The sequence below is a fragment of the Rossellomorea sp. H136 genome (assembly GCF_056838065.1).
Genome location: NZ_CM166371.1, coordinates 1,329,956 through 1,353,798, shown reverse-complemented (window position 1 = coordinate 1,353,798; position 23,843 = coordinate 1,329,956). Strand labels below are relative to the sequence as shown.

The window sequence follows — 23,843 nt, the reverse complement described above, 5'->3', positions numbered from 1 at the left end:
CTACTCTTCCTCCTCTTTCATCCTTTGAACTACTTCATGTGTATGAATAATTTGCTCGTAAACGCCATGTCCTTTTTTCATGCATAAAGCGACGAATAAAGCATCAATCACGACGAGTTGAGCAATTCTTGCCGTCATGGTCCCGATTCTGATATTGTGTTCTTCCTCGGAAATCGTCAAGACGATATCAGCAAGCTTTCTTGCCGGGGATTTCCCATGCTGTGTCAATAGAACGATTGTGGCCCCTTTTTCTTGAGCGACGTTCATCAGCTTCAGTATTTCCTTTGTCTGACCAGATGTGGAGACGACGAAGAGAACGTCTCTTTCGGTTAAGTTTGCGGCCATCATCATTTGCACATGGATATCACTCGCTTGAAATGCGAGATAGTTCAGTCGTAATAGCTTTTGCGTAAAGTCCTCCGCTACTACGGCTGAACCGCCTACTCCATACAGGTATACCCTTTCAGCTTTATGGAACGCGTTCACAGCCCGATCCAGTTCATCTATGGAGAAAAGCTTTTCCGTGTTCTTGATCGCTTGATAGGTATTCACCAGTACTTTGTTGAATACGGTTTCAAGATTGTCTTCAAAGTGCAGGAGTGTATTGATGTCATGACTTTTTGTTTCTTCGATGTTGCTGCTTTTGGCCAGTTCGATCTTCAAACCGCTGAAACTATTGATTCCGATCCGTTTACAGAACCGGATGATGGCTGCTTCACTGCTGCCGCATGATTGTGAAAGTTGCTTTGTCGTCATTTCCATTACTTTCTCAGGAAACTCCAACACATATTGAGCAACCGCAATTTCAGACGGGGTGTAGTTCTCCATCTGACTTTTGATGTGTTTTAATACTTGAAATTCCGTCATGGTCACCTCCAAAAAAATGATTGTCTTGAAAAGGCTTTCAGTTTAATATGATTATATGCGATAATGAAATTAAATTTCAATATTATTTTAAAATATTTAAACTTTTATTTTACTATTCTAGTAGAAACCAGTTCTAAACAGAAATGAGGAGGAATACACAATGGCAGAGGTACGCAACGTAGAAATGGAGATTTTTGAAATTATATCAAACGGCGGGAATGCAAAAAGCACCGCATATGAAGCCCTGGCAAAGGCACATGAAGGTAAGTTTGATGAAGCTGAAGAGATGCTGAAAACAGCCCATGAAGAACTGAACAAAGCTCACAAAACGCAAACCAGTCTCATTCAGGCTGAAATCAATGGAGAAGACTTTGAAAAATCACTTCTGATGATTCATGCCCAGGACCACTTGATGACCTCTATCAGTGAAATCTCGTTAATTGAACAAATGATACCCTTGTTAAAAAGAATAGATAAACTTGAAAACAACTAATTTTAAGGAGGCCTACCAATGAGTAAAAGACTGGGAGTTTCAATTTACCCAAACCATTCCACGACTGAAAAGGACAAAGAATATCTGGCACTGGCTGCGTCTTACGGTTTTAAGCGTGTGTTCACCTGCTTATTATCAGTAGAGGGGGACAAGGATGGAATCATCTCAAATTTTAAAGAAACGATTAAGTTTGCCCGTGAAAAAAACATGGAAGTCATCGCTGACATCAGTCCCCGTATTTTCAAAGAACTGAACATTTCGTATGATGATTTATCCTTTTTTGCCGATCTGGGTGCTCATGGTATCCGACTTGACCTTGGATATACAGGTCACGAAGAATCGATGATGTCGTATAACCCTTATGATTTAAAAATAGAACTCAATATGAGTAATGCAACGAAATACATCGACAACATTATGACATATCAGCCTAATAAGGATCAATTGCTTGGATGTCATAACTTCTATCCGCATCGCTACTCCGGTTTATCCTATCCATTCTTTATTGAATGCAGTAAAAAGTTTAAAGACTTCGGGATGAGAACGGCTGCGTTTGTCTCTTCTTCCGATGCAACATTCGGTCCTTGGCCGGTCACGGAAGGGTTGCCCACGCTAGAAATGCACCGGAACCTTCCGATCGATGTCCAGGCTAAGCATCTTTTTGCAACTGGGTTGATTGATGATGTCATTATCAGTAACGCTTATGCATCAGAACGTGAAATGCAGCTGCTTAGCAAACTGAACACATCGAAGCTGACCTTTACAGTCGACACCCATGAAACGACAACAGACTTAGAAAAGACGATTATATTTGAAGAACCGCACTTCTATCGTGGTGACGTGTCTGATTATTTGATCCGCTCGACTCAAAGCCGCGTGAAATATCGTGGAAGAGAATTCGCTCCACATAATACGGCAGACATTAAACGCGGTGATATTGTGATTGAAAACGACCTATATGCCCAGTATGCAGGAGAACTTCAGATCGCGCTTCAAGATATGGAGAACTCAGGCAAAACCAATGTGGTTGGACGTATCCGCGAAGAAGAAATCTTCTTATTGGATTACCTTGAGCCTTGGGGTAAATTTGCCTTTCAAACCAAGTAAAGTGGAGGTTTCTTTAGATGACTAGAGTAATAGGAATCGATGCAGGCGGGACAAAAATACAGGGACTCGTTCTTGACTTAGAGAAGAACATCCTGTTTCAAAGCTTATCCGGACACGGTAATCCCACGGTTTCCTTTGAAGAGGCATTAACCAATCTCTCATCCGTGATTCAACAATGCTTGGATCATACTTCTTCTGAAGAGGTGTCCCATATTGTGATCGGGATGGCAGGTGCAGAGTCTGGAAATCTCGCACATCGAATCAAGACGGAGTTACAAAGGGTGACTTCCCTGCCTATTATCCTTTTGAATGATGCCACCCTCGCCTATTTCAGTTTAATCGGGAATCAGAACGGTGTGATGACCATTGCGGGAACGGGCTCGATTTGTTATGGACGAAACGGGAAAGAGGAAGGAACAACCGGAGGCTGGGGACATCTACTTGGTGACGAAGGCAGTGCTTATCATATTGCAATTGAAGCCTGTAAACAGATTTCCATGGAGATGGATTCCGGCAAACCTCTTTCCCCTCTCTCCCGTGACATATTAAACGAAATCGGTGCAAGTGATGGGAAAGGGTTAAAAGGGTTTATCTATTCTTCTTCCAAAGGTGAAATTGCAAAGCTTGCGAAAGTGGTTCACAAGCAAGCTGAGGATGGTAATGACGCGGCCTTTCTTTTATTCAAAAATGCCGGGGAGCAACTTGCCCGACAAACGATTACCTTATTGGAGAAACTACAGATCGGTACGAAACCGGTTATCGCCTTAAAAGGAAGTGTCCTTGAACATAATGTGGTGGTGCAATCCGTTTTTAAAGAAAGAATTTCAGAGCGTTTTCCAAACGCATCCTATATCGTCGACTCAACCTCCCCTGCCACCGGGGCAGTCGATGTGACCAAAGCCATCAGGGAAGGAAGGTTGTCAAATGAGTAAACGTTTAGCTGTCGGGTTAATGTCCGGTACGTCTGTGGATGGGGTGGATGCTGCTCTTGTTTCAATTGAAGGCAGCGGCACGGATACAAAAGTGGAGCTCGCCCATTATTCAACGGCTCCCTTCCCTCCAAAAGTAAAAAAGAAAATCTTTGAAGTGATGAGTGTCACAGAATCGTCCACTCCCCTCCTTTCCAGCTTGCATTTTGAGCTTGGAGACGTTTATGCTGATGCAGTTTTGAAGGTATGTGCAGAGGCTGGCATTTCTGTAGAGGAGTTAGACTTTATCGGATCTCACGGGCAAACGGTTTATCACCAGCCCTTTCATACGGAAGATTCGGTTCCTTCCACTCTGCAAATCGGTGAGCCGAGCGTGATTGCGTACCGTACAAACACCAGAGTCGTCTCCAATTTCCGCTCCATGGATATGGCCGCCGGCGGTGAAGGGGCACCACTTGTACCTTATACTGAATTCCTTCTCTATCGAAAAAAAGACCAGGGAAGACTTCTGCAGAATATTGGCGGTATCGGGAATGTGACCGTACTTCCTAAAGATTGCGCTCTTCACGAAGTATTCGCGTTTGATACTGGTCCAGGAAATATGGTTATAGATGGATTATGCGAGCGACTATTAGGTCTATCTTTTGATGAGAATGGAGCTATTGCTGCGAAAGGAACGGTCCATAAAGACGTCGCACAGAAATGGATGGAATGGGAGAAGGATTTCTTCCTTAAAAAACCTCCAAAGTCAACTGGTCGTGAGCTGTTTGGAGAAGTATTCGTAAATCGGATTCTTGACGAGTTTGGTGATCTTTCGAAAGAAAACCTGATTGCGACGGCAACCTACTTTACAGCTATGACGATTGCGGATGCCTATGAGAATTTTGTTCTCCCTGAACATTCGATAAATGAAGTGATCATCGGCGGAGGAGGAAGCTATAATGGGACGCTTCTCCGTATGATGCGGGAGCTTCTTCCAGAGTTAGGAATTCTTATTCAGGAAGATATCGGTTATTCTTCCGATGCGAAAGAAGCGATTGCCTTTGCCCTATTGGCAAACGAAACACTGCATGGCAATCCAAGCAACGTTCCAGGTGCAACAGGGGCCAGTAGGTCTGTTATTTTAGGCACCATCACACCACGCCCATATATATGAAAGGCAGGTAACAATACAAATGGACCTTCATAAGATACTGACGGAAACAAGAAATCCTAATACATTGAACATAGATACAATAAGCACGGAGAAGATTTTAGAAAAAATCAACGGAGAAGATCAAACAGTTGCATACGCCGTGGAAAAAACCATCCCTGTTGTTTCACGTGTGGTCGATTCCATCGTTGCAGGTTTAGAAAATGGCGGCCGACTTCTTTATGTAGGTGCAGGTACAAGCGGACGCCTGGGCATCCTTGACGCATCAGAGTGCCCGCCTACCTTTAGCACTGATCCCGGCCAGGTGATCGGGATCATCGCGGGTGGTGAAAGGGCCATCCAATTCCCCTTAGAAGGCGCAGAGGATGATGAAGAAGGAGGCCGCAACGAAATCGCCATCCGTGAAGTCGGTGCAAATGATGTCGTCGTTGGCATTGCCGCAAGCGGACGGACGCCTTTTACAATAGGGGCCTTAAAGGAAGCAAAATCAAGAGGTGCTGTAACGGCTTCTGTTGTATGCTCACCTAAATCCCCGATGTGTGAAGTGGCCGATCACTCGATCATCGCTGAAGTCGGTCCGGAAGTCGTCACAGGCTCGACACGCATGAAAGCCGGAACAGCCCAAAAACTGATTCTGAATATGCTCACAACCGCATCCATGATCAAACTTGGCAAAGTATACAGTAACCTCATGGTCGACGTGATGCCTTCAAACGCAAAACTGAAAGTCAGAGCGCACAACATCATCATGGAAGCAGCGGACGTCACCGAACAAGAAGCAACCGAAGCCCTTGAAATATACGGCAGTGTCAAACCTGCCATCCTATCGCTTCTGACAGGCCTCGAAGAAAAAGAAGTCTACAACCTTCTCACCCTTCACAAAGGCCACCTGCGCTCAGCCATCAAAGCCGCAATTAAATAACCTTTTAGGAGGGACGGACCTTGACCCATCGTCAGGTATCGTCTCTTTACTCTTTTTATACAAGATTTGAAAAACATGTTAAAAAAGGTGGAAATTAGTATGATCACTCCTGACATCAAAAAACGGTTCATCGAAATCGTCGGCGACGAAAATTATCGGGATACTCCCGCGGAAAAGCTTGTCTATTCCTATGACGCAACTCCTAACTACCAGTCCATGCCTGACGGGGTCATCGTTCCCCGCTCGACAGAGGAAGTATCAGAAGTCGTGAAAATCTGCAATGAGCATTGCATTCCCATCGTCCCAAGGGGATCCGGAACGAATCTTTGCGCAGGCACCTGCCCTACTGAAGGCGGACTTGTTCTCTTATTCACCCATATGAACAAGATTCTCGAGGTGGACGAAGAAAATCTAACCGTAACCGCCCAGCCTGGTGTTGTGACCCTGGATCTCATTCATACAGTTGAAGCAAAGGGGCTCTTCTATCCTCCTGACCCTAGCTCCATGAAAATCTCAACAATCGGTGGGAATATTAACGAAAATTCCGGTGGTTTGAGAGGACTGAAATATGGCGTTACCCGAGATTATGTGCTGGCATTGGAAGCCGTTCTCCCTAACGGAGACATCATCCGTACCGGGGGAAAACTAGCGAAAGATGTTGCTGGATATGACCTGACCCGGCTATTTGTCGGCTCGGAAGGAACGCTTTGTGTCATCACCGAAGCGACTTTAAAGCTAGTTCCCATGCCGGAAACGAAGCAAACGATGCTCGCCCTATATCAGGATATTGAAGCAGCAGCCCAAAGTGTTTCCAGCATTATCGCCAATCGTATCATTCCGACTACCCTTGAATTTTTAGATCAGCCTACACTTGAGGTGGTTGAGGATTTTGCCAAAATCGGCTTGCCAACCGATGTAAAAGCGGTGCTCTTGATCGAACAGGATGGTCCTCCGGAAGTGGTTGCACGTGATATGAAACGAATGGAAGAAGTTTGTTTACAGAACAAAGCTGTATCCGTTCAATTAGCCAAAACGGAGATAGAAGCAGATGCCCTTCGTACCGCCCGCCGTTCTGCCCTATCGGCACTCGCCCGTCTCAAACCGACGACGATTTTAGAGGACGCGACGGTTCCACGCTCGGAAATCGCCAAGATGGTAAAAGCAATCAATGATATATCCGAGCGCTATGAGTTGAAGATTTGTACCTTTGGTCATGCAGGGGACGGAAACCTTCACCCTACGGTTGCGACTGACGCCAGGGACCATGATGAAATGGAACGTGTCGAAGCGGCATTCGAAGAAATTTTCGCTCATGCCATCGAATTGGGCGGCACCATCACCGGAGAACACGGAGTCGGCATGATGAAAGCCCCTTATCTCGAATGGAAACTGGGACCTGAGGGCATTGCAGCCATGAAAATGATCAAGCAATCATTCGATCCAAATAACATTATGAATCCGAACAAAGTATTCGCTAAAGAATCAAGAAAACGTGTGGTGATTTCAAGATGACAACCCTTCTAGAAAAACAAAAGATACAACAGGAATTTAAAGACCGCTTGGATGAAGATGAACTATTGAATTGTATGAGATGCGGTTTCTGTCTCCCTTCCTGCCCTACTTACATTGAATCAGGATTTAAAGAATCCCACTCCCCGCGCGGTCGGATCGCCCTAATGAAGGCAGTGGTGGATGGTGTCATAGAACCTGATGAAGAAGTCGAACGAACATTGGATCTATGCTTAGGCTGCAGAGCCTGTGAACCTGTTTGTCCTTCCGGTGTTAACTACGGTCACCTTTTAGAAGAGGCACGAGATATCATCAATCAAAATAAAAAACACTCCCTTCCTGTACGGGTTCTTAGAAAAACCGTTTTTGAAGGATTATTCCCGCACCCTGGCAGAATGAGAATGGTCACAAACCTTCTTGGAATCTATCAACGCTCGGGACTGCAGAAGGCGGTACACACGACGGGGGTTATGAAACTTTTTCCAGAAAGCATGGCGACAATGGAACGCGTACTTCCTCAAGTTCCAAAGTTGAAAGGCATGAAGGAACGCCCAACGTCTCTTTCCTCGATTGGTGACGTTCGTAAAAAAGTCGCTTTCTTCTCTGGCTGTTTAATGGATACGATGTTTCTGGAAACAAATAATGCCACTACGAAACTATTACAGCTGGCAGGCTGTGACATCGTGATTCCGAAAACACAAACCTGTTGCGGAGCCTTGCATGGTCATAGCGGTGAAAAGGACTCGGCAAAGGATTTAGCAAAGCGAAACATCGAGGCTTTTGAAGCGGATGGAGTCGATTACATCATCACCAATGCCGGGGGATGCGGAGCCTTTCTCGTCGACTATGATCACTTACTGAAGGATGATCCCGATTGGAAAGATCGTGCGGTTCAGTTTAAAAATAAAATCAAAGACATCTCGTCCATTCTTGTAGAATTAGAGTTTCATAAAAAGAAATTGAACGTTTCCTCTCAACGAATCACGTATCAGGATTCATGTCACTTGCGAAACGTGCAGCGCACATTTTTGGAACCAAGGCTCCTCCTTCAATCAGTGGAAGGTGCTGACTACATCGAGATGAAGCAAGCCGATCACTGTTGTGGGTCAGCCGGGATCTACAATATCGTTGAATCCGAAATGTCCATGAAGATCCTCGATCACAAAATGGACAACGTCGAACAAACCCAGGCAACCACCATCATCACATCAAACCCGGGCTGCCTCCTCCAAATGAAACTCGGCATCGAACGAGAAGGCCTATCCAACAAAATGCGTGCAATCCACATCGTAGACTTCTTATTGGAAGCAATTCAGTGAGAGGGACGGACCTCTTCATTTACTCAAATCCCGTTAAATCAACGTTTTGGTTTTCGGGCGGGGTGATTGGAGGTCCGTCCCTTCTTTTTTCACTTTTTAATTTTGAAGAAAGAGAAGTAGACGAGGAAGGAAAGGATGATTCCATAGGCTGCTAATAGGGTGAGGGCATTAGAGGCATTTGATGTAAGCCAGGTAAATATGGCAGCGATGAGAACTATTGGTGTGCTTATCCAGATTGTTTTGTTCATTTTCGGACCTCCTTTTGATCCAAAGTGATGGATATTGATATATACGTTTTTTCGGGGGAATGGTTTCCTTTTTTGTTGTTGAGAGGTGGTTATTTTGGTGTACCTGGTACAATTCAGGGGTTTTGTACCTGGTACATTCTCTCTTTTTTGCCTCCCTTTCAAATCACCATCTTTCTCCTGTTGAATTAAAACGTTATTTTGACTGTTAAAACCCCTCTATAATTTGCCTGTGAATTTTCAACGTTTTTTCACCTGTTAAACTACCGTAATATCAAAAAAAAGACGAACCCCTTCCAAGGTCCGTCCCTCTCTCTAACATATTGTGTAGCTACGCGGGGTGGTTGAAGGTCCGTCCCTAAACCCCAACTGCTTTCTTCGTTGTGATTTCTATTGCATCTTCCATAATCCGTACCATTTTCTTAAGTTCTTCTTCGGTTGTGGCGAGTGGCGGCATGAAGACGATGGTGTCTCCGATCGGCCGTGTCAGCATACCCAGTTCACGCATCTTGATGGTGGTCCGGTAGCCGACTCTGTCTTCCCACAGGAACGGCTTTTTACTGGCTTTATCATGTACCAACTCAATGCCGCATATCATACCAAGTTGTCTAATGCTGCTCACATGGGGATGTTCCTTTAATGGAGCTAACAGGGATTCAATGATCCCCGCTTTCTCTTCAACTCTCTCAATCAGGTTTTCTCTTTCATAGATCTCCAGGTTCGCCAATGCCGCAGCACAACCAAGCTGGTTTCCTGTGTAGGAATGGCCGTGGAAGAAGGTTTTCAGTGATGTGTAATCATCATAGAAAGCTTCATAGATTTCTTCGGTGGTGAGGGTTGCTGCAATCGGGAGGTATCCACCTGTAATCCCTTTTGCCACAGTCATGATGTCAGGCTGGACTTGTTCATGCTCGACAGCAAACATTTTTCCTGTGCGGCCGAAGCCTGTAGCCACTTCATCGACAATCAGGAGAACCTCATATTTCCGGCAAAGCTTTTCGACCCCTTTAAAGTAGCCCTCTGGCATAATATTCATGCCGCCAGCACCTTGTATCAACGACTCTACTGTCATCCCGGCAATTTCATGATGATGCTCTTTAAAAATCTCTTCCAGTTCCTGAAGTGCAAAATCTCGAATCTCTTCCTCATCTACTAAATCAGGATGATGGACCACGTCGGGGAACGGAGCAACGAGTGATTCGAACATTAGAGATTTGTAGACTCTGTGAAAAATGTCCACCTTCCCGACGCTGATCGCACCGACCGTATCTCCGTGGTATGCGTTTTGAAGAGTGATAAACTTCTGCTTTTCCGGTTTCCCTTTATTTTGCCAATATTGATAAGCCATTTTAATGGCAATTTCAACAGAGGTTGCACCGCTGTCTGAATAAAATACTCTCGCTAATCTCTCCGGGGAAAGTTCAACCAATTTCTCGGCTAACAAAATAGATGGAACATTGGTGGCACCGAGCAAGGTCGAGTGAGCGATTATATCGAGCTGATCCTTGATCGCTTGATTGATTTCCTCATTGCGATGGCCATGGACATTTAACCAAAGGGAAGAATAACCATCAAGATATTCGTTCCCGTAGATGTCCCGAAGATAAACGCCTTCCCCGCTTTCAATCACCAGCGGGCTCTCATCATAATCCTTCATCTGTGTAAACGGAAGCCACATATACTGACTGCTTTTTTCAATAAGTTGCTGTTGATTCATTCTGAACGTCCTCCTCCGACCTTTCTAGTTTCCAATTCTTGAATAACTCATTTACATCGATTGTTGCAAAAGAATCCTGCGATATGTATGGCAGCACACCGATTACCTTTACACCGGTTAATGTTTCGATCATTCGTTTGTTGTCCCGCTCAATCTCCGGCATTTCATCTATGGATGTCTGATTAAGGATGATTCCTGCGATATCAATACTTCTTTGTTTCAATGCCATCACAGACAGGACCGTATGATTAATTGTGCCAAGTCCAGCCGGCGCGACAAGAATGACAGGCAGTGACACTCGTTCGATTAAATCAAGAATGGTTTCTTCTTCGTTTAACGGGACAATCAGTCCTCCCGCTCCTTCAACCAATAAAAGTTCGTGAGTACTTTGTAACTTCTCCACCTGTTCTAAAATTGACTTCAATTCAACCGTCACCCCGTCAATTGCAGCTGCCAGATGAGGAGAGCTTGCCGTTTTTAATAAATATGTATTCGCATCTTTTCCAAAAGAACGATTAGTGACCTCTTCATAAAATTCAGTATCGGGTGCTACTAGTCTATCTTTTTTCAAGACAGCTCCACTTTGCACGGGCTTATATGGAAATACATCAATGCCCTTTTCCAAGAAGTACTTTGTTAACAATCCAGTCGTTATCGTTTTTCCGATATCCGTATCTGTGCCGGTAATGAAAAACCCTTTCATAATTTCCCTCCATTTATGTTAACCTTATTTACAAATAGGTTAACATTTAAGATAATAACAATCATATCACAGTTTTAAGGAGGAGAAAATGGAAATGGGAAAAACTAGAGAAATGGTCTTATGTGGTCTTTTGGCTGCTTTAATGGCAGTAGGGGCGAATGTTTCTCCGTTTTTAATGATTGGAGGAGTTCCTGTCACCCTTCAGTTGATGTTTGCCATCATTGCCGGAGGAATGCTTGGAAGCCGGGTGGGAGCGAAGGCGATGACGGTTTATTTAGCTCTGGGATTAGTAGGGGCACCGGTGTTTGCGCAATTTAAAGGAGGACCTTCAAGTTTACTCAGTCCTACCTTTGGATTTATTCTATCCTTTATCGCGGTCGCATTCACCGTGGGAATGGTCTTGGAAAGGAAGCGCACATTTGGAGGATATCTCACTGCAGGAATCCTCGCCTTATTGTTAAATTACATAATCGGAACGAATTTCATGTACCTGGCACTAATATTTTGGGCGGAAGCACCGGGCGGATTCAGTTACACGGTTGCCTGGGGATGGATGGTTGCGTATCTGCCGCTGGATATAGTCGTGACCTCTGTTTCTCTTGTGGTCCTGCAACGCTTGTATAAGGTCGTTCCTTCAAGGAATTTGAGCACCTCTTTTTATAAGTAAGTTATATGAGAAATGGACATGTGTTTGGGATGGTCAGCTGGGTGATGTGGTATTCAGCTGACCATCCCACCAAATTCAAAAGCCGATCCCATATAAAAAACACCCGACACCATTTTAAAGTATCGGATGTTTCTCATTCCTTACGAATTCGCTCTTTCATATATCTTCAGATTTCCATAAATCAAACGCAACACACGGGCTTCAATCCCCTGTGTTTCAGCAGCCTTCAATAAATATCCGTATAAATGCTCGGCTTCCACGGAGAGGTTTTTTTCCATATCCCGCTGTAAGGATGACTTCATACTATAGCCCATTTGATTGATTTTATCATATTGAGCTTCTTCTATTTTTTCAGCAAGTGGCGCTTTCAAGTCTCTCATAATCTCAGCCGCTTCATAAAGGACTCCTTTGATCATATCTGCACCCTCTCCTATTTCCCGAATCGGTCCGATCGGTGAACGATATAAGGATGTGACTCCTGAAAGAGTGGTGATAAATAAATATTTATGCCACATTTCCTGTTCGATGGTGTCAGATAATCGAAAGTTTGCCTTCGTTCCTGAAAAGGCCTCTTCAAGCTTCACAATTCTATCCGTTCGCTCACCACTTCTTTCTCCAAAAACGAGATCATGAATCGGACTCGATTGAATGACCTTCCCTGCGGAATCAAGCGTCGACTCCACAAAACATAAACCGCCTATCACTCTTTCTTCCCCGAATGCGTCTATAAGATCGTCAACGTGAGACATTCCGTTTAAAAGTGGCAGTATCATCGTATTTTCACCTACAAAGGTGTGAAGGTTCTCGATTGCTCCCTTAAGATGATATGCCTTGGTTGAAAGGATGATGGCATCAAAGGGCTCTGCTTTTTCTGCTGATCTCAGCGTTTTCGGCTCGCAGTGAAAATCACCATGTACACTTTCAATATGCAATCCATGCTCTTTCAACTGCTGCTCTCTTCGCTCACGGACGAGAAACGTAACATCCTCGCCTTTCTCTATCAATCTACCTCCGAAGTAGCCACCCACTGCACCTGCACCAACAACTAGTATTCTCATTCCATCCGCCTCCTTTTACTTTTCACATGCCATGTCACTATTCTCCGATATGAAAGCGCATAAATCAAAAATATTGGCTTTTCAGAAAAATAAGATGCCCTCCCAAAGATAGTCAGGAGACACCCCATTCAATACATCAACCCGTACACCAAAAATCTCTCATACTCATTCTTTTCATAATCCCCTGACAAATTCACCTCTTTCCGCAAAACGAAAAGGGGGTGATCTTCTAAATAATGCACATAATCATCCGAGCTATAGTACAACACGATCTCGATATCACGTGGTGATTGTTCCACTGAAAAGAGGATGTTATTGAGGATCCTCATGAAAATTTGAACAGAGAACGGATTGAAAAAGTAGAATCGGTTATCCTTTGGATGGATTGTATACTCTTCTGCCAGGCAGTGATAAAAGTAGAGATTATCACGTTTGGTTTTCGCCTTTTTTAAATAGCTTTCCCGGTTCGCCACAGCTTCTTCATAAAACTCGTCATTCATTTCAATGCCAACAACGGTGGATTGAAATAGGTGGTGGATAAAGAAATTCAATCGCCCTTTTCCACATCCGAAATCGACCACACGATCACTGTCATTTAATTTATAATGTTGGAATAATTCATCCAGTGCCTGATACGGAGTCGGCTCATACCGATGATAATGAAAAGACCGGTGAAACCCCATCTGCAACTCACTCGTTCGAACACCTAACAATACATCATAATACTCTTCCTTCATACATACTCCTTCATGAAGGTCCGTCCCTCTCGGACCCAAAGTTTAGTAGAGGTAGCCAAGCATGTCCAGCTGGCCGCTTGACCATTTTTTGGTACCTACTCGTTTGATCATGATTTCGTTTATGGTTTCTGTGCCGATGCCTCGGGTGGTCTGGTTTTGGTCGTTGATTTTCATCCAAGTGCATTGGTTGGACACCGATTGGAAGCCATTTTTTTCATATAAGGATCGATCATCGGCAAATAAAAGCAGGAAATCGATGTTACGGCCATCACAGAACCTTTCCACTTCGAAGAGAAGCTGTGATCCGATTCCCAGGGAGCGACTCCCCTTTGAAACGCACAAATCGATTATCCCCAATACATTTATAGGCTCACCTTCTAAATTCATGACTCGGTAATCCACCCCTACATGCCCCACTAAATGTCGATCTTCGCTATGTACGAGATACCTGAAATGAGGAATCTGTTTAAAGTAAATTCTATCATCAGGATAGTCATCTCCAAAACATTCACATAATAATTCTTGTATTTCAGCTTTCATTTTCCCTTTGATATCATAATCAACTATTTGTTTCACTTGATATTCCCTTTCCACTTTCACACGTTCGCCTCCTCATAAAGTTATATAAGCACTTTCATTGACAAACCTTCAAAATCCTAATACATTAATAGTAACAAGGGGAGTAGCGACCGGTAAACGGCTGGTGAATCGTCATCCCGGTATGAAAATACCTGGTTCATCAGGCTTTAGCTCATTCTTCAGCACGCAAGACCTTGGTACAAAATTTGTGCCGGGGTCTTTTTTGTATGCGCTGGCTTGGAGGAGATTATATGGTTTACATTGTTTTTTTACTCGCTGCCGCCATCGTGGTTGCGGCTGCTATTTACCTGAATCAGTTCGGAGATGTCATCAGTAAGAAGTCTTCATTAAGTGGGGCTGTCGTAGGGACATTCCTCATTGCAGGGGCAACGTCACTTCCTGAATTGACAACGAGCTTAACGGCGGTTTATATCGATAACCCTGATATTGCCGTAGGAAACATGCTCGGTAGTAATGTGTTCAATCTTTTTATCCTGGCAGCGGTCGATCTGATTTATCGTAAAAGAAGATTGTTCCAAAAGGTGAACAGGAAGGCAAATGTTCCTTCTGCCCTATTTGGATTCCTGTTTCTCACGATCATCATTTTCTCCCTTTTCCTGCCAGGTTCCATTGAATTTTTTGGCGTTGGAATCGAGATGTTCATCATCATCACCCTATACTTCGTTGCGATGAAATTTGTCTCCGGAGATGACTCTGAAGGGGGATCCGCATCAACGAAGGATTACTCCCTGAGAACGGCCGTCATAGGTTTTATCATCGCGGCGATTATAGTATTTGCATCAGGAAGTGTGTTATCGATTGCAGGTGACCAATTGGCAAAGGCAACGGGCATGAATGCAAGCTTTGTCGGGAGCTTTCTCATCGCTGCCTCCACTTCCCTGCCTGAGCTCGTGACGGTCCTTGCTGCTTTTAAACTGGCAAACTACAATATGGCGATCGGCTCAATTCTCGGAAGCAATCTGTTTAACATACAATTGCTCGTCCTGACCGATGTCCTTTACCGAAAAGGTGCCATACTTGAAGCAGTCGACACCTCCCATATCTTTATCGCGGGATTAGGATTATTAATGACACTCGTCATCGTATACTTGCTTCTTCGCCCGACAAGAGTGATGAACAAGTGGAGATATATAGCCCCATCCTTTATTATAACCGTGTTATATATTGTCGTATCATATGTATTATACTAGACATTCAAAGGGCGTGCCTCGGCACGCCTTCACTCTTTTACAGGCTTTAAAATCGTCCGCTGCATCGGTACATTCCGCTCTATAAATAAGTAGGATTGTCCATCTGCCACAAATTTTCGATTCCCTTTATATTGAACGACCCTTCCCTGGTCTTCAAGCTCTCTTTTGATTGCCTCTATATATTCTTTCTCCTTAAAATATCGTTCTTCAAAATCGATTTGGATATGTCCTTTTCGGTAGCCCATAAGCCAATAAAATAAAACAAATAGACCAATGGCTGAAATTAAAATCCAAACAAATTCCATCACTCTCATCTCCTTTCCCTGCTGAACTTTTTCCTTATCTACGCACCAAATAGGCCATATGTTTCAATTTTCCCAAAATTCCAATCAAAATTGAGTTATTCAGGCACATCACATGATTCACCTCTTCACTTATGATAAATTTAACATGATTGAATCAATGGATAAGGAGTGAATGTTCAATGGCTGGTAAAGAACAAGTAAAGCAAGACATTTTAGATGCTTACCATTTCAGACATGCAACAAAGGAATTCGATCCAAATAAGAAAGTACCCGATGACGATTTCAGGTTCATCATGGAAACAGGTCGTCTGTCACCAAGTTCATTTGGTTTCGAGCCTTGGAGATTCGTCGTGATTCAAAATCCTGAACTTAGGGAAAAAATCAAAAACACAGCTTGGGGAGCATACGGAAAACTGCCTGAAGCCAGTCATTTCGTGGTGATCCTGGCCAGAACGAAAAAAGATACGAAATACGATTCACAATACTTACAGGATCATTTTAAAAATGTGAAACACCTTCCAGAAGATCATATGTCAAAATACTTAGAAAAGATCGAGCAGTTCCAAAAGGTTGATTTCGATTTGCTCGAAGGCAATCGTCCCCTATACGATTGGGCCGGAAAGCAAACCTATTTAGCCCTTGGAAATATGATGACAGCAGCCGCTCAAATCGGTGTCGACTCGTGTCCAATCGAAGGCTTTGACATCAACAAGATGAACTCGCTTTTAGATGAAGAAGGATTGTTGGAAGATGGCCGTTTCAGCATTTCAGTCATGGTGGCATTCGGTTACCGGGTGAAGGATCCAGCACCGAAAACGCGTCGACCGTATGAAGATATCGTGAAGTTCGTTTAATCTTAAATGACCCCGATTACAGTACCGGGGTCATTTTTATGAAATTCTAATGTTTAAACCAATCGGCTCCTGAATCTAAGTGCACAAACGGAATATGCGTATCCACCTCACCCATGATCTTTTCATGGACAACATCTTCCCCTTCAAGCCACTTGGCAAAATCAAAGACAACCGGTTCCCGGTCTCCCCCCAGGGCAAACCATGCTTTCAGTTCGTTAGGAAAATAAGCCGATGTATGGATGGTCCCAGCCCAGCTTCCGTATAAATCTGAGAAAACGCCTTTATCCGTGTCGTTCATTAAGCGAAAGGCGCTAATAGCATCTGAAGACTCATTTTCTTGAAGGATTCCTAATCTTCGCTTCGAATCCACTAAATGATTTCTATTTTCATGCTTCATCACTTCAAAATGATTCGTACACGTATTTGACTGCCGGATCTCCACGCCACGAGGAGACGTTTCAACAATAAACGTTTCACCGCTTCTGTCATACACAACATAACTAAACGAGTGCCGGTGAGGAATTTCTTTTAGCATCTCAACGGCTTCCGATACATCTCCACATGATTCCAGAATCAAACGTCCAATCATACAGCAAATAAAGCCATCCCCTGGATTTTTACGATGCATGAAGTTATATCCAATTGCCAATCCCCTTTCATTCATGCCATCCATTCGCCCTGTTACCCGCTGACTCGGTCCGATGATACTATACCCGCCGTCCGTCGGCTGGTAAAACGTATATCTTCCCTCATACGTCTTCGGATGATAATCATAATTCCTTATCAAATAATTTTCCCCCGTCATAATCGAGCAGCCGGACTTCGTATATTCAACACGGTATCCGCCAAACTCCTGCAGAACCTTCTCCATCTTCCACCCGAGCGCTTCCTGTAATCCGATAAGCTCATCCCATACACCAGGAGCAAATCTCAGGATCGCCTGCTTCGCTTCCTCCATGTTAATAGAGAAACGAGGCTTTCTTACCTTCCACTGATTCTCACGATTTCTCACTGTGATCGAATCCTTTATCCTTAACCCTTGCATATAACCAAAATCATAATGAGATCCACGGAATTGAATCACATCGCTATGTATTTTTTTCATGATTGTCCCTCTTTTTTGTCAGACTGTTTTATCTAAGGATAATAGATAGGAGGGGAAAAATAAAGAATCAGAATCCTGGTAAATCTGCCTTTCAACTTGTGAAAATACCATGCTCCTAAATAAGCGGGAAATGCCATACTCGTTACCAGGATAATGGCATATCGGTTAGGGTTTGGTTTGTACCTGGTACAATCTCCCTTCAATGTACCAGGTACGACTATAGCCCCATGTGTCTGGCATCGCCACACCTCCCATAAACACAAAAAGGAACGGTCACTATAACCGCTCCCTCTTCCATCATTTCTTCTCAATAATCTCATCAATAATGCCATATTCCTTCGCCTCATACGCACTCATGAAATAATCACGATCAGTATCAAGTGCAACTTTTTCAACAGGCTGGCCCGTTTTTTCAGCAATAATTTCGTTGATGTGCTGTCTAAGTTTCAGAATCCGTTTCGCTGAAATTTCCAGGTCTGTCGCCTGCCCCCTTGCACCACCTAATGGTTGGTGGATCATAATTTCGCTGTTTGGCAAGGCAAAACGTTTACCTTTTGTCCCCGCGAGCAGGAGCATTGCGCCAAAAGAAGCCGCCATTCCAGTGCAGATCGTTCGAACGTCGGGACTTATATAGTTCATCGTATCAAAGATGGCGAACCCTGCTGAAGTTGAGCCACCCGGGCTATTGATATATAAGGAAATGTCTTTTTCGGGGTCGTCTGCAGCCAGGAATAATAGCTGAGCCACGATACTGTTGGCCATTTGATCATTTACTTCATCACTTACCATGATGATCCTGTCTTTTAACAATCTTGAGTAAATATCGTAGGATCGTTCCCCTTTGCTTGACTGTTCAATGACATAAGGTATGGTATTCATCTTTTACTTCCTCCTTCATTCATTATGCAGCTAGTGAGAGGATGCTTGAAGGAGAGTCAGACGTTCGTACAATTCGGCCTTGGGCAGGAGCGTGCGCAAGCAAGATGGGAATGTATGCCAAAAGAAGGCTGGGGTCCTGGGCCATTAGGCTACGGTATAAAATCGCGTTCAATTCTTCCTGAAGAGTTTCATTCCAGTAGGTTTGAACCCCGCTCCCGTCTCCATCTTCGGAGAATTTTTTCAGCTTTTCCCTCGATCGATTCAGCAAGGCTTTTACAGCGGTTTCCTTCATCCCCAGAACATCTGCCACTTCAAAAATCTTGAATTGAAACGCTTCCTTCAAAACAAAGGTGACTAACTGTTTTGGGGTCATCTTTCTTGAAAGCTTCTCAATGGTTTCAAGACTGATCCCCTCTTTAGAAATGTCTTCTGCCTTCACTTCCGGGACTCCGCCAATCGATTCCTTACTCTGTTTGCGGACTTTATCCACCCATAGATGATAAGCGATTTTATTGAGTAAAGATGAACTCCAATTCTGTACAGCAGGGTAATGACTCAATGCTTTACAGATGGACTCTTGAGCCAAGTCCTCCCCGTCCCATTTGCTCTTCGTCAGAAAATAGCAGTATCGATAGAGCTTGGGAACAAGCTCTTCCATGACTTCATCGTTTGGCTGTCCTTCATTCTTTTTTAAGCCAGACCTCGTTTGCATTGTCCTCACTCCTTTGAATCCTCTCATACTTATAACGGATGAATTGGTGAAAAAGATATGGGTGAAAGATATTTTTATCTATATTATATCCAACAGTACTGGAATGGGTAATAAATTAGTTTATGCAGCGTGAGTTGTGCTAAAGTTGATTCATAAAAACAGGTGACGGAAAAGAGGATGAGTTATGATTTCAATACTTGTCGTGGATGACGATCCCCATTTACACCATTATGGTGACGCATGATGAAACGATGATCGGGGATTGTGATTGGGTATACCGGATAATGTAAGAAGTAAGTGCCTGGCTGATCAAGAGTCAGGCACCTTTTTCATCATGAACTCTTTTTCATCCTCCTGTCATAACCTTTATAGTATATCTACGAATGAAAAATGGAAAATGTTTCATTTTATCTCCATAAAAAAATACCCATCCATATATTGATGGATGGGTACATGTCGATTATGCTTCCTGCCTTTTATTTGCTTGATTATTTTTCAAAAACATATAAAACGAAGCAGCAAAGATGATGATGTATCCGATGATGCTTAGAACATCAGGAATCTGCCCAAATAAGAAGATGCTGATCATGGCGGAGTATACGACTGTTGAATAGAAGAAAATTGATATTTCCCTTGCAGGTGCGAACTTGTAGGCCATCGTAATTCCGAACTGACCAACTGTGGCGAAAACGCCGGCGGATAATAGATAAATCCACTGCTGAGCGCTCATCGGTTCATAAAAAGCGATAACGAACGGAATAAGTACGACGGTCGTAAAGAATGAAAAGTAAAAGACTACCGTATAGAATTTTTCTCTGCTTCCCAACACTCGAAGGACTGTATATGCACCTGCTGCGAAAATAGCCGAGAAAACTCCCGCGAGATAAGGGATGGTATCAAAGGAAAACGCTGGTTTGATGATAAACAATGTTCCGATAAACGCTATGATGATGGCCACCACTTGAAACACCTTCGTTCGTTCCTTCAGGAAAATAGCCGAGAAGATGATGGTCAGAAACGGACTTAGTTTGTTCAACATATCGGCATCGGATAACACCAGATGATCAATTGCATAGAAGAACAAGACGATCCCGACAGCACCTAAACTGGAGCGCAGCAACAGCAGCTTCTGATTTTCTTTCTTCCCGAATAAACGTTCCTTATGATACCGGACAAAACCGAATGCAATAAATGCAGAAACGATGTTCCTGAAAAATGTTTTTTGAATCGTCGGCACATCTCCTGACAGCTTCACGAACGCCGCCATAAGGGAGAAACCAAACGCTGATAGAAGTAATAGGAGTATTCCTTTATTTCGATTTGACATGACTTCCTCCGCAAAAATCAAAGATAGACTGCTTAAACACTCCTCAGCTGAAAAGTGAATACAAGGAGTAACCTAACCAGTATAACAAATTCCTGACAGAAGATAGAGAATTCAGCCTGTGTCAGGTCAAGTAGCCCCATTACATTCTCTAGTAATCGTTTATTTATCCCTTTTCGTGAGGCAATCTAGAACTTCATTTCAGTGGTTAAGTTGAGACTTCACCATTATACCCATGGGTTGTTTTCTTAAGGTTACAGGGTTTTGGGGAAAAGCTGGTCCCATTGACTATACAGACCTTCATTTGATGAATAAGATGCATTAAACATTTAAAAGGAGGTGATTAAATGGAAGGATACTTTCTCGCCAGATTGAAAGGAAGAAACGAGGTCCCACCCGTCAATTCACAAGCATTCGGTATTGCAAAATTTGTTGTGAATAAGCAATGTACGAAGATAAGATTCACTTTAAAAGTCGAAAACATCCGTAACTTCGTACAAGCCCATATCCATTTTGGCCGTCGAAACGAAAATGGACCTGTACTTGTTTTCCTTTTCGGAGCTGATCTGGATACGTTATCAGAGCAGAATGGAATCTCAACAAGAAAAGGAATTGTTCAAGGAGTCATAACAGATGAAGATATTGTAATGAATAATGTAGGGGTCAAAAACGTAAAAGAATTGGTCCATCTAATGGAAAAGGGGCTTACGTATGTAAATGTCCACACTGAACAGAATCCTGGTGGAGAAATCCGGGGGCAAATTCAATCTCTTCATGGAAGATGCTACTAGTTTATAGAGCTACCTGATCAGGTAGCTCCTATTTTTAACTTGAGGAGATCGGTTCCCAAAGGATAAGGGGCAGCTAAGAAAACGTTTCCTGGCCTAGTTTTCTAATATTCCCTTGACTCTTATTAAATCCTTTCTATTCGCTTTTTTCATCATAATCGACATTAAAGGGGTCAACCATTTAGAGAAGCCTTTGGGATTCCCTTTGTTTCGGAGGGTCATCCTTGTAGTCTTCTCGTCCAAAGCTTCCCATAAATACGTAGTCTCCATCGGGAACGGACCATTGGCCGTTTTCATCACAAGTCTTTTATTGGGAACAAACTCTACAATCTCATATACATAAGAGAGGTCACGTCCTAAAAATCTCGCTTTGAATTCGATCTGAGAGTGGTTGGAGAAGGATTTTTCCGTTAACCACTCTGCCGAATCAATATTTACATACCAATGTGGTGCGTGATCTGGATTGGCAGTATACTCTGAAACTTTTTGAACTGGACATTTAATTGTGATAGCTGTATATATATCTACCATCATATTTCTCCTTGAACGAAACGATCAATACTTGTTTGATTATTTCTGTTCAACATAATTTTTTAACAGCGTCCCGAGTAAATAGGTCCATCCTTCAGAATGTTTTTCTTCCCAATCGTCTTCGATGACTCCTGAAGCAGCATGGGATAATTGAAGTAAAGTGGATTCACCTTTTTCAACGAGTCTATAGGTATAAGCACTGTTGACTGCGCCTTGCATGCCAAGATGCCCGTGAAGACGGATTTCTTCCGGAGCGTTTACGTAATACACCGTTCCCCATAGAGCTCCTTCATTTTCACGCCATTTCTCAATAAATTGCCCGCCGGGTACAGGATCGAATGTGAATTGTGAACTTACTCCCTCAGGAGCCAATTTAAACTCCCACCAATCCCCCGCTTGCTCGGTTAACGCTTTAAATACCTGATCCCTTGGTGCATCTATCATCACTTCTTGCTCAATACGAAATACTTTACTTTGTTCCATTCCTTCTTCTCCTCCTTTGTTTTCTGCTAATGCCCGTAACTTTAACAGCGAATTGGCGGTAGATTCCATATACTTCCCTACCCACCGATTGTGCATTTCCTGTAGTGGAACCGCGTTAAGGTAATTTCGTCGGTACTTGCCTTCCCGCTTCACCACCACCAAATTCCCTTCCTCCAAAATTGTCAAATGCTTCATGATCGCGTATCTTGTCACCTCGGGAAAATGTTCATTCAGTTCACCGGTTGTTCTTGCTGTCTGTTTCAACAGGTCCAGGATTTCCCTTCGTATCGGGTGCCCCAGCGCCTTAAATAAAGTGGAAAGTTCGTCTTTCATATTAACGATCCTTTCATTGTGATTTACATGTGAATGATTGGTCACATGTAATGTGTGACCATATAGTAACATGATGGATAAGGGTGAGTCAAGTGAGTATGAAACGCAATGAGAGAATGTGAAATTGACCTTATCTTGAGGAGTTAATGAAGCGTTTTGAAGGAAAATAAAGATATTTATATAATTAAACTTAAGTTGATAAAATAAACATTGTCGATAACAAAATCCCTTTTAAAATTTCGACTCCTCTAAATTACATGCTATCTCCATCAAAATGCTCTCTACATAATGAATAGTTTTAAACTTCATTATGTTGAAAGCTTATTCATACGAAAAGCCCCCTTACGTCATCCGTACAGGGGCCATCTAACCTTATTTCTTCATTATCGGAATCCATATCTCACAACGATAATTCTCACCATTCGGGTTTCCAGGCGGGTACAATTCAAATTCGGGACCTCCGCCATGTTCATATCCGGTCGAAGGAAACCATTCAGAGTAGATTCGTTTCCATACGCCTTGGATTGCATGTGGCATCGGACCGACGGATTCAAAGACAGCCCAGGTCGCAGCCGGAATCTCTTTTACCTCCAATGAACGATTCTTTTCACTCTTTTTCTCCGCCCCGATAAAATAGGTGAACTCTTCATTAGGATGGTCAAACTCCATACAAATTCCGAGCATCTCGTTATTTCCTGCTGCTTCACAAATCTTCCTGTCCAAGTCGGTCGTGTTCACTTCATCCCAAAATGCAGGGATGTCTTTCAAATTCTCACCGTTACAGGTAGAAACTCTTTTTCCTTTTCCAATCACTTGAAATGCTTCTTTATCCACAATTTTATAATCCATTTCAACTTCTCCTTTAAGTTGTATTTGGAAGGAGATTCGCGGAAATGCCTTCAAGGATGTTCCGGCTTCCCTTACTTGGGATGGCGAAACTCCATGGGCCTTCCGAAAGGCTTTCGAGAAGGATTCCGGTGTTTCATATCCGTACTTGAAAGCAACGTCAATGACCTTTGCATTCTGATTGATCAGTTCCTGGGCGGCTAATGTGAGTCTTCTCTTCCGGACATAATCAGCCACTGTATACCCGGTTACAAGAGAAAACAACCTTTGAAAGTGAAACTTTGAACTGAGTGACAACCGGGCAAGTTCTTCCATCTCGACTGCCCCATCCAGATTGTCCTCTATATACTGAATGCAATCATTCATCCTGTGCAGCATTTCCACTCTCGTTTCTCCTTCCCGCTATCTAAATGTATCATTCTCAATTTGAGTCATCCTGTCATTCTGTGCTTTTGTGTGACCGGTGG

26 protein-coding genes are annotated in these 23,843 nt (G+C 43.3%); 11 read left to right on the top strand and 15 right to left on the bottom strand.

Annotated features, from left to right (window positions below; genetic code table 11):
• Window positions 1-867 (bottom strand): MurR/RpiR family transcriptional regulator, encoded by an 867-nt coding sequence (locus tag ACYH0O_RS06815; RefSeq protein ID WP_324747475.1) that lies wholly within the window; start codon window positions 865-867, stop codon window positions 1-3.
• 160 nt (window positions 868-1,027) lie between these two features.
• Between ACYH0O_RS06815 and ACYH0O_RS06810 the strand changes: the two genes are divergently transcribed.
• The 7 genes from ACYH0O_RS06810 (at window position 1,028) to ACYH0O_RS06780 (ending at window position 8,299) form a co-directional block, all read left to right on the top strand.
• A complete protein-coding gene (locus tag ACYH0O_RS06810; RefSeq protein ID WP_044339790.1) occupies window positions 1,028-1,360 on the top strand; it encodes a PTS lactose/cellobiose transporter subunit IIA in 333 nt (110 codons plus the stop codon).
• Window positions 1,361-1,378: 18 nt separating this feature from the next.
• Window positions 1,379-2,467 carry a DUF871 domain-containing protein gene (locus ACYH0O_RS06805; protein ID WP_149157505.1) on the top strand — a complete coding sequence of 363 codons (1,089 nt, stop codon included), beginning with the start codon at window positions 1,379-1,381 and terminating at the stop codon, window positions 2,465-2,467.
• Window positions 2,468-2,484: 17 nt separating this feature from the next.
• Window positions 2,485-3,399, top strand: a complete 915-nt coding sequence (locus ACYH0O_RS06800) for a BadF/BadG/BcrA/BcrD ATPase family protein (RefSeq protein ID WP_482631730.1) — start codon at window positions 2,485-2,487, stop codon at window positions 3,397-3,399.
• Complete coding sequence (gene anmK, locus ACYH0O_RS06795) at window positions 3,392-4,552, top strand: anhydro-N-acetylmuramic acid kinase AnmK (protein ID WP_482631729.1); 1,161 nt, start codon at window positions 3,392-3,394, stop codon at window positions 4,550-4,552. The genes ACYH0O_RS06800 and anmK overlap by 8 nt, the downstream gene beginning before the upstream one ends.
• 19 nt (window positions 4,553-4,571) lie before the next feature.
• On the top strand, window positions 4,572-5,471 hold the full coding sequence (gene murQ / locus ACYH0O_RS06790; protein WP_482631728.1) for an N-acetylmuramic acid 6-phosphate etherase: 900 nt from the start codon (window positions 4,572-4,574) through the stop codon (window positions 5,469-5,471).
• Between the two features lie 99 nt (window positions 5,472-5,570).
• Window positions 5,571-6,983: a glycolate oxidase subunit GlcD gene (gene glcD, locus ACYH0O_RS06785; protein ID WP_482631727.1), complete on the top strand. Its 1,413-nt coding sequence runs from the start codon at window positions 5,571-5,573 to the stop codon at window positions 6,981-6,983.
• Window positions 6,980-8,299, top strand: a complete 1,320-nt coding sequence (locus ACYH0O_RS06780; protein ID WP_482631726.1) for a (Fe-S)-binding protein — start codon at window positions 6,980-6,982, stop codon at window positions 8,297-8,299. Before glcD ends, ACYH0O_RS06780 begins: the two co-directional genes overlap by 4 nt.
• Window positions 8,300-8,388: 89 nt before the next feature.
• Here the strand turns inward: ACYH0O_RS06780 and ACYH0O_RS06775 are convergent, their stop codons facing one another.
• The 3 genes from ACYH0O_RS06775 to bioD all read right to left on the bottom strand — a co-directional run bounded on the left by ACYH0O_RS06775 (window position 8,389) and on the right by bioD (window position 10,964).
• Window positions 8,389-8,547: a hypothetical protein gene (locus ACYH0O_RS06775; protein ID WP_482631725.1), complete on the bottom strand. Its 159-nt coding sequence runs from the start codon at window positions 8,545-8,547 to the stop codon at window positions 8,389-8,391.
• 355 nt (window positions 8,548-8,902) lie between these two features.
• Window positions 8,903-10,261, bottom strand: coding sequence for an adenosylmethionine--8-amino-7-oxononanoate transaminase (gene bioA, locus ACYH0O_RS06770; protein WP_482631724.1), 1,359 nt, complete (start codon window positions 10,259-10,261; stop codon window positions 8,903-8,905).
• Window positions 10,239-10,964: a dethiobiotin synthase gene (gene bioD / locus ACYH0O_RS06765; RefSeq protein ID WP_482631723.1), complete on the bottom strand. Its 726-nt coding sequence runs from the start codon at window positions 10,962-10,964 to the stop codon at window positions 10,239-10,241. The genes bioA and bioD overlap by 23 nt, the downstream gene beginning before the upstream one ends.
• Before the next feature lie 88 nt (window positions 10,965-11,052).
• Between bioD and ACYH0O_RS06760 the strand changes: the two genes are divergently transcribed.
• Window positions 11,053-11,631, top strand: a complete 579-nt coding sequence (locus ACYH0O_RS06760) for a biotin transporter BioY (RefSeq protein WP_482631722.1) — start codon at window positions 11,053-11,055, stop codon at window positions 11,629-11,631.
• Window positions 11,632-11,771: 140 nt separating this feature from the next.
• On the opposite strand, the gene ACYH0O_RS06755 is transcribed toward ACYH0O_RS06760, so the two are convergent.
• The 3 genes from ACYH0O_RS06755 to ACYH0O_RS06745 all read right to left on the bottom strand — a co-directional run bounded on the left by ACYH0O_RS06755 (window position 11,772) and on the right by ACYH0O_RS06745 (window position 14,026).
• Window positions 11,772-12,689, bottom strand: coding sequence for a ketopantoate reductase family protein (locus ACYH0O_RS06755; RefSeq protein WP_482631721.1), 918 nt, complete (start codon window positions 12,687-12,689; stop codon window positions 11,772-11,774).
• A gap of 128 nt (window positions 12,690-12,817) precedes the next feature.
• Window positions 12,818-13,426, bottom strand: coding sequence for a methyltransferase (locus ACYH0O_RS06750; protein ID WP_482631720.1), 609 nt, complete (start codon window positions 13,424-13,426; stop codon window positions 12,818-12,820).
• Window positions 13,427-13,468: 42 nt separating this feature from the next.
• Complete coding sequence (locus ACYH0O_RS06745) at window positions 13,469-14,026, bottom strand: GNAT family N-acetyltransferase (RefSeq protein ID WP_482631719.1); 558 nt, start codon at window positions 14,024-14,026, stop codon at window positions 13,469-13,471.
• A gap of 230 nt (window positions 14,027-14,256) precedes the next feature.
• Between ACYH0O_RS06745 and ACYH0O_RS06740 the strand changes: the two genes are divergently transcribed.
• On the top strand, window positions 14,257-15,216 hold the full coding sequence (locus tag ACYH0O_RS06740) for a sodium:calcium antiporter (protein ID WP_482631718.1): 960 nt from the start codon (window positions 14,257-14,259) through the stop codon (window positions 15,214-15,216).
• 29 nt (window positions 15,217-15,245) lie between these two features.
• Here ACYH0O_RS06740 and ACYH0O_RS06735 read toward each other — a convergent pair whose 3' ends face one another.
• Window positions 15,246-15,521: a hypothetical protein gene (locus ACYH0O_RS06735; RefSeq protein WP_482631717.1), complete on the bottom strand. Its 276-nt coding sequence runs from the start codon at window positions 15,519-15,521 to the stop codon at window positions 15,246-15,248.
• Window positions 15,522-15,700: 179 nt separating this feature from the next.
• Here ACYH0O_RS06735 and ACYH0O_RS06730 point away from each other — a divergent pair, with 179 nt between their 5' ends.
• The gene (locus tag ACYH0O_RS06730) at window positions 15,701-16,375 is read left to right on the top strand and encodes an NAD(P)H-dependent oxidoreductase (protein ID WP_482631716.1); all 675 of its coding nucleotides are present in this window, start codon (window positions 15,701-15,703) and stop codon (window positions 16,373-16,375) included.
• 46 nt (window positions 16,376-16,421) lie between these two features.
• Here ACYH0O_RS06730 and ACYH0O_RS06725 read toward each other — a convergent pair whose 3' ends face one another.
• From ACYH0O_RS06725 to ACYH0O_RS06710, 4 genes are all read right to left on the bottom strand, one after another.
• Window positions 16,422-17,480 carry a C45 family autoproteolytic acyltransferase/hydrolase gene (locus tag ACYH0O_RS06725; protein WP_482631715.1) on the bottom strand — a complete coding sequence of 353 codons (1,059 nt, stop codon included), beginning with the start codon at window positions 17,478-17,480 and terminating at the stop codon, window positions 16,422-16,424.
• Between the two features lie 297 nt (window positions 17,481-17,777).
• A complete protein-coding gene (clpP, locus tag ACYH0O_RS06720; protein ID WP_148968019.1) occupies window positions 17,778-18,359 on the bottom strand; it encodes an ATP-dependent Clp endopeptidase proteolytic subunit ClpP in 582 nt (193 codons plus the stop codon).
• 22 nt (window positions 18,360-18,381) lie between these two features.
• Complete coding sequence (locus tag ACYH0O_RS06715; RefSeq protein WP_482631714.1) at window positions 18,382-19,071, bottom strand: sigma factor-like helix-turn-helix DNA-binding protein; 690 nt, start codon at window positions 19,069-19,071, stop codon at window positions 18,382-18,384.
• A gap of 460 nt (window positions 19,072-19,531) precedes the next feature.
• On the bottom strand, window positions 19,532-20,398 hold the full coding sequence (locus tag ACYH0O_RS06710) for a DMT family transporter (RefSeq protein WP_482631713.1): 867 nt from the start codon (window positions 20,396-20,398) through the stop codon (window positions 19,532-19,534).
• 344 nt (window positions 20,399-20,742) lie between these two features.
• On the opposite strand from ACYH0O_RS06710, the gene ACYH0O_RS06705 reads away from it, so the two are divergent.
• Window positions 20,743-21,186 (top strand): CHRD domain-containing protein, encoded by a 444-nt coding sequence (locus ACYH0O_RS06705; RefSeq protein ID WP_482631712.1) that lies wholly within the window; start codon window positions 20,743-20,745, stop codon window positions 21,184-21,186.
• Window positions 21,187-21,279: 93 nt separating this feature from the next.
• On the opposite strand, the gene ACYH0O_RS06700 is transcribed toward ACYH0O_RS06705, so the two are convergent.
• The 3 genes from ACYH0O_RS06700 to ACYH0O_RS06690 all read right to left on the bottom strand — a co-directional run bounded on the left by ACYH0O_RS06700 (window position 21,280) and on the right by ACYH0O_RS06690 (window position 23,760).
• On the bottom strand, window positions 21,280-21,717 hold the full coding sequence (locus tag ACYH0O_RS06700) for an SRPBCC family protein (protein WP_482631711.1): 438 nt from the start codon (window positions 21,715-21,717) through the stop codon (window positions 21,280-21,282).
• Window positions 21,718-21,753: 36 nt separating this feature from the next.
• Window positions 21,754-22,530 carry an SRPBCC domain-containing protein gene (locus ACYH0O_RS06695; RefSeq protein WP_149157525.1) on the bottom strand — a complete coding sequence of 259 codons (777 nt, stop codon included), beginning with the start codon at window positions 22,528-22,530 and terminating at the stop codon, window positions 21,754-21,756.
• Window positions 22,531-22,902: 372 nt separating this feature from the next.
• Window positions 22,903-23,760, bottom strand: a complete 858-nt coding sequence (locus ACYH0O_RS06690) for an AraC family transcriptional regulator (protein WP_482631710.1) — start codon at window positions 23,758-23,760, stop codon at window positions 22,903-22,905.
• Window positions 23,761-23,843 lie beyond the last annotated feature (83 nt).

Bases quoted from the DNA above. Each gene is read 5' to 3' on its own strand.
- ACYH0O_RS06815 (WP_324747475.1), bottom strand. From the start codon at position 867: ATGACGGAATTTCAAGTATTAAAACACATCAAAAGTCAGATGGAGAAC.
- ACYH0O_RS06810 (WP_044339790.1), top strand. From the start codon at position 1,028: ATGGCAGAGGTACGCAACGTAGAAATGGAGATTTTTGAAATTATATCA.
- ACYH0O_RS06805 (WP_149157505.1), top strand. From the start codon at position 1,379: ATGAGTAAAAGACTGGGAGTTTCAATTTACCCAAACCATTCCACGACT.
- ACYH0O_RS06800 (WP_482631730.1), top strand. From the start codon at position 2,485: ATGACTAGAGTAATAGGAATCGATGCAGGCGGGACAAAAATACAGGGA.
- anmK (WP_482631729.1), top strand. From the start codon at position 3,392: ATGAGTAAACGTTTAGCTGTCGGGTTAATGTCCGGTACGTCTGTGGAT.
- murQ (WP_482631728.1), top strand. From the start codon at position 4,572: ATGGACCTTCATAAGATACTGACGGAAACAAGAAATCCTAATACATTG.
- glcD (WP_482631727.1), top strand. From the start codon at position 5,571: ATGATCACTCCTGACATCAAAAAACGGTTCATCGAAATCGTCGGCGAC.
- ACYH0O_RS06780 (WP_482631726.1), top strand. From the start codon at position 6,980: ATGACAACCCTTCTAGAAAAACAAAAGATACAACAGGAATTTAAAGAC.
- ACYH0O_RS06775 (WP_482631725.1), bottom strand. From the start codon at position 8,547: ATGAACAAAACAATCTGGATAAGCACACCAATAGTTCTCATCGCTGCC.
- bioA (WP_482631724.1), bottom strand. From the start codon at position 10,261: ATGAATCAACAGCAACTTATTGAAAAAAGCAGTCAGTATATGTGGCTT.
- bioD (WP_482631723.1), bottom strand. From the start codon at position 10,964: ATGAAAGGGTTTTTCATTACCGGCACAGATACGGATATCGGAAAAACG.
- ACYH0O_RS06760 (WP_482631722.1), top strand. From the start codon at position 11,053: ATGGAAATGGGAAAAACTAGAGAAATGGTCTTATGTGGTCTTTTGGCT.
- ACYH0O_RS06755 (WP_482631721.1), bottom strand. From the start codon at position 12,689: ATGAGAATACTAGTTGTTGGTGCAGGTGCAGTGGGTGGCTACTTCGGA.
- ACYH0O_RS06750 (WP_482631720.1), bottom strand. From the start codon at position 13,426: ATGAAGGAAGAGTATTATGATGTATTGTTAGGTGTTCGAACGAGTGAG.
- ACYH0O_RS06740 (WP_482631718.1), top strand. From the start codon at position 14,257: ATGGTTTACATTGTTTTTTTACTCGCTGCCGCCATCGTGGTTGCGGCT.
- ACYH0O_RS06735 (WP_482631717.1), bottom strand. From the start codon at position 15,521: ATGGAATTTGTTTGGATTTTAATTTCAGCCATTGGTCTATTTGTTTTA.
- ACYH0O_RS06730 (WP_482631716.1), top strand. From the start codon at position 15,701: ATGGCTGGTAAAGAACAAGTAAAGCAAGACATTTTAGATGCTTACCAT.
- ACYH0O_RS06725 (WP_482631715.1), bottom strand. From the start codon at position 17,480: ATGAAAAAAATACATAGCGATGTGATTCAATTCCGTGGATCTCATTAT.
- clpP (WP_148968019.1), bottom strand. From the start codon at position 18,359: ATGAATACCATACCTTATGTCATTGAACAGTCAAGCAAAGGGGAACGA.
- ACYH0O_RS06715 (WP_482631714.1), bottom strand. From the start codon at position 19,071: ATGCAAACGAGGTCTGGCTTAAAAAAGAATGAAGGACAGCCAAACGAT.
- ACYH0O_RS06710 (WP_482631713.1), bottom strand. From the start codon at position 20,398: ATGTCAAATCGAAATAAAGGAATACTCCTATTACTTCTATCAGCGTTT.
- ACYH0O_RS06705 (WP_482631712.1), top strand. From the start codon at position 20,743: ATGGAAGGATACTTTCTCGCCAGATTGAAAGGAAGAAACGAGGTCCCA.
- ACYH0O_RS06700 (WP_482631711.1), bottom strand. From the start codon at position 21,717: ATGATGGTAGATATATATACAGCTATCACAATTAAATGTCCAGTTCAA.
- ACYH0O_RS06695 (WP_149157525.1), bottom strand. From the start codon at position 22,530: ATGAAAGACGAACTTTCCACTTTATTTAAGGCGCTGGGGCACCCGATA.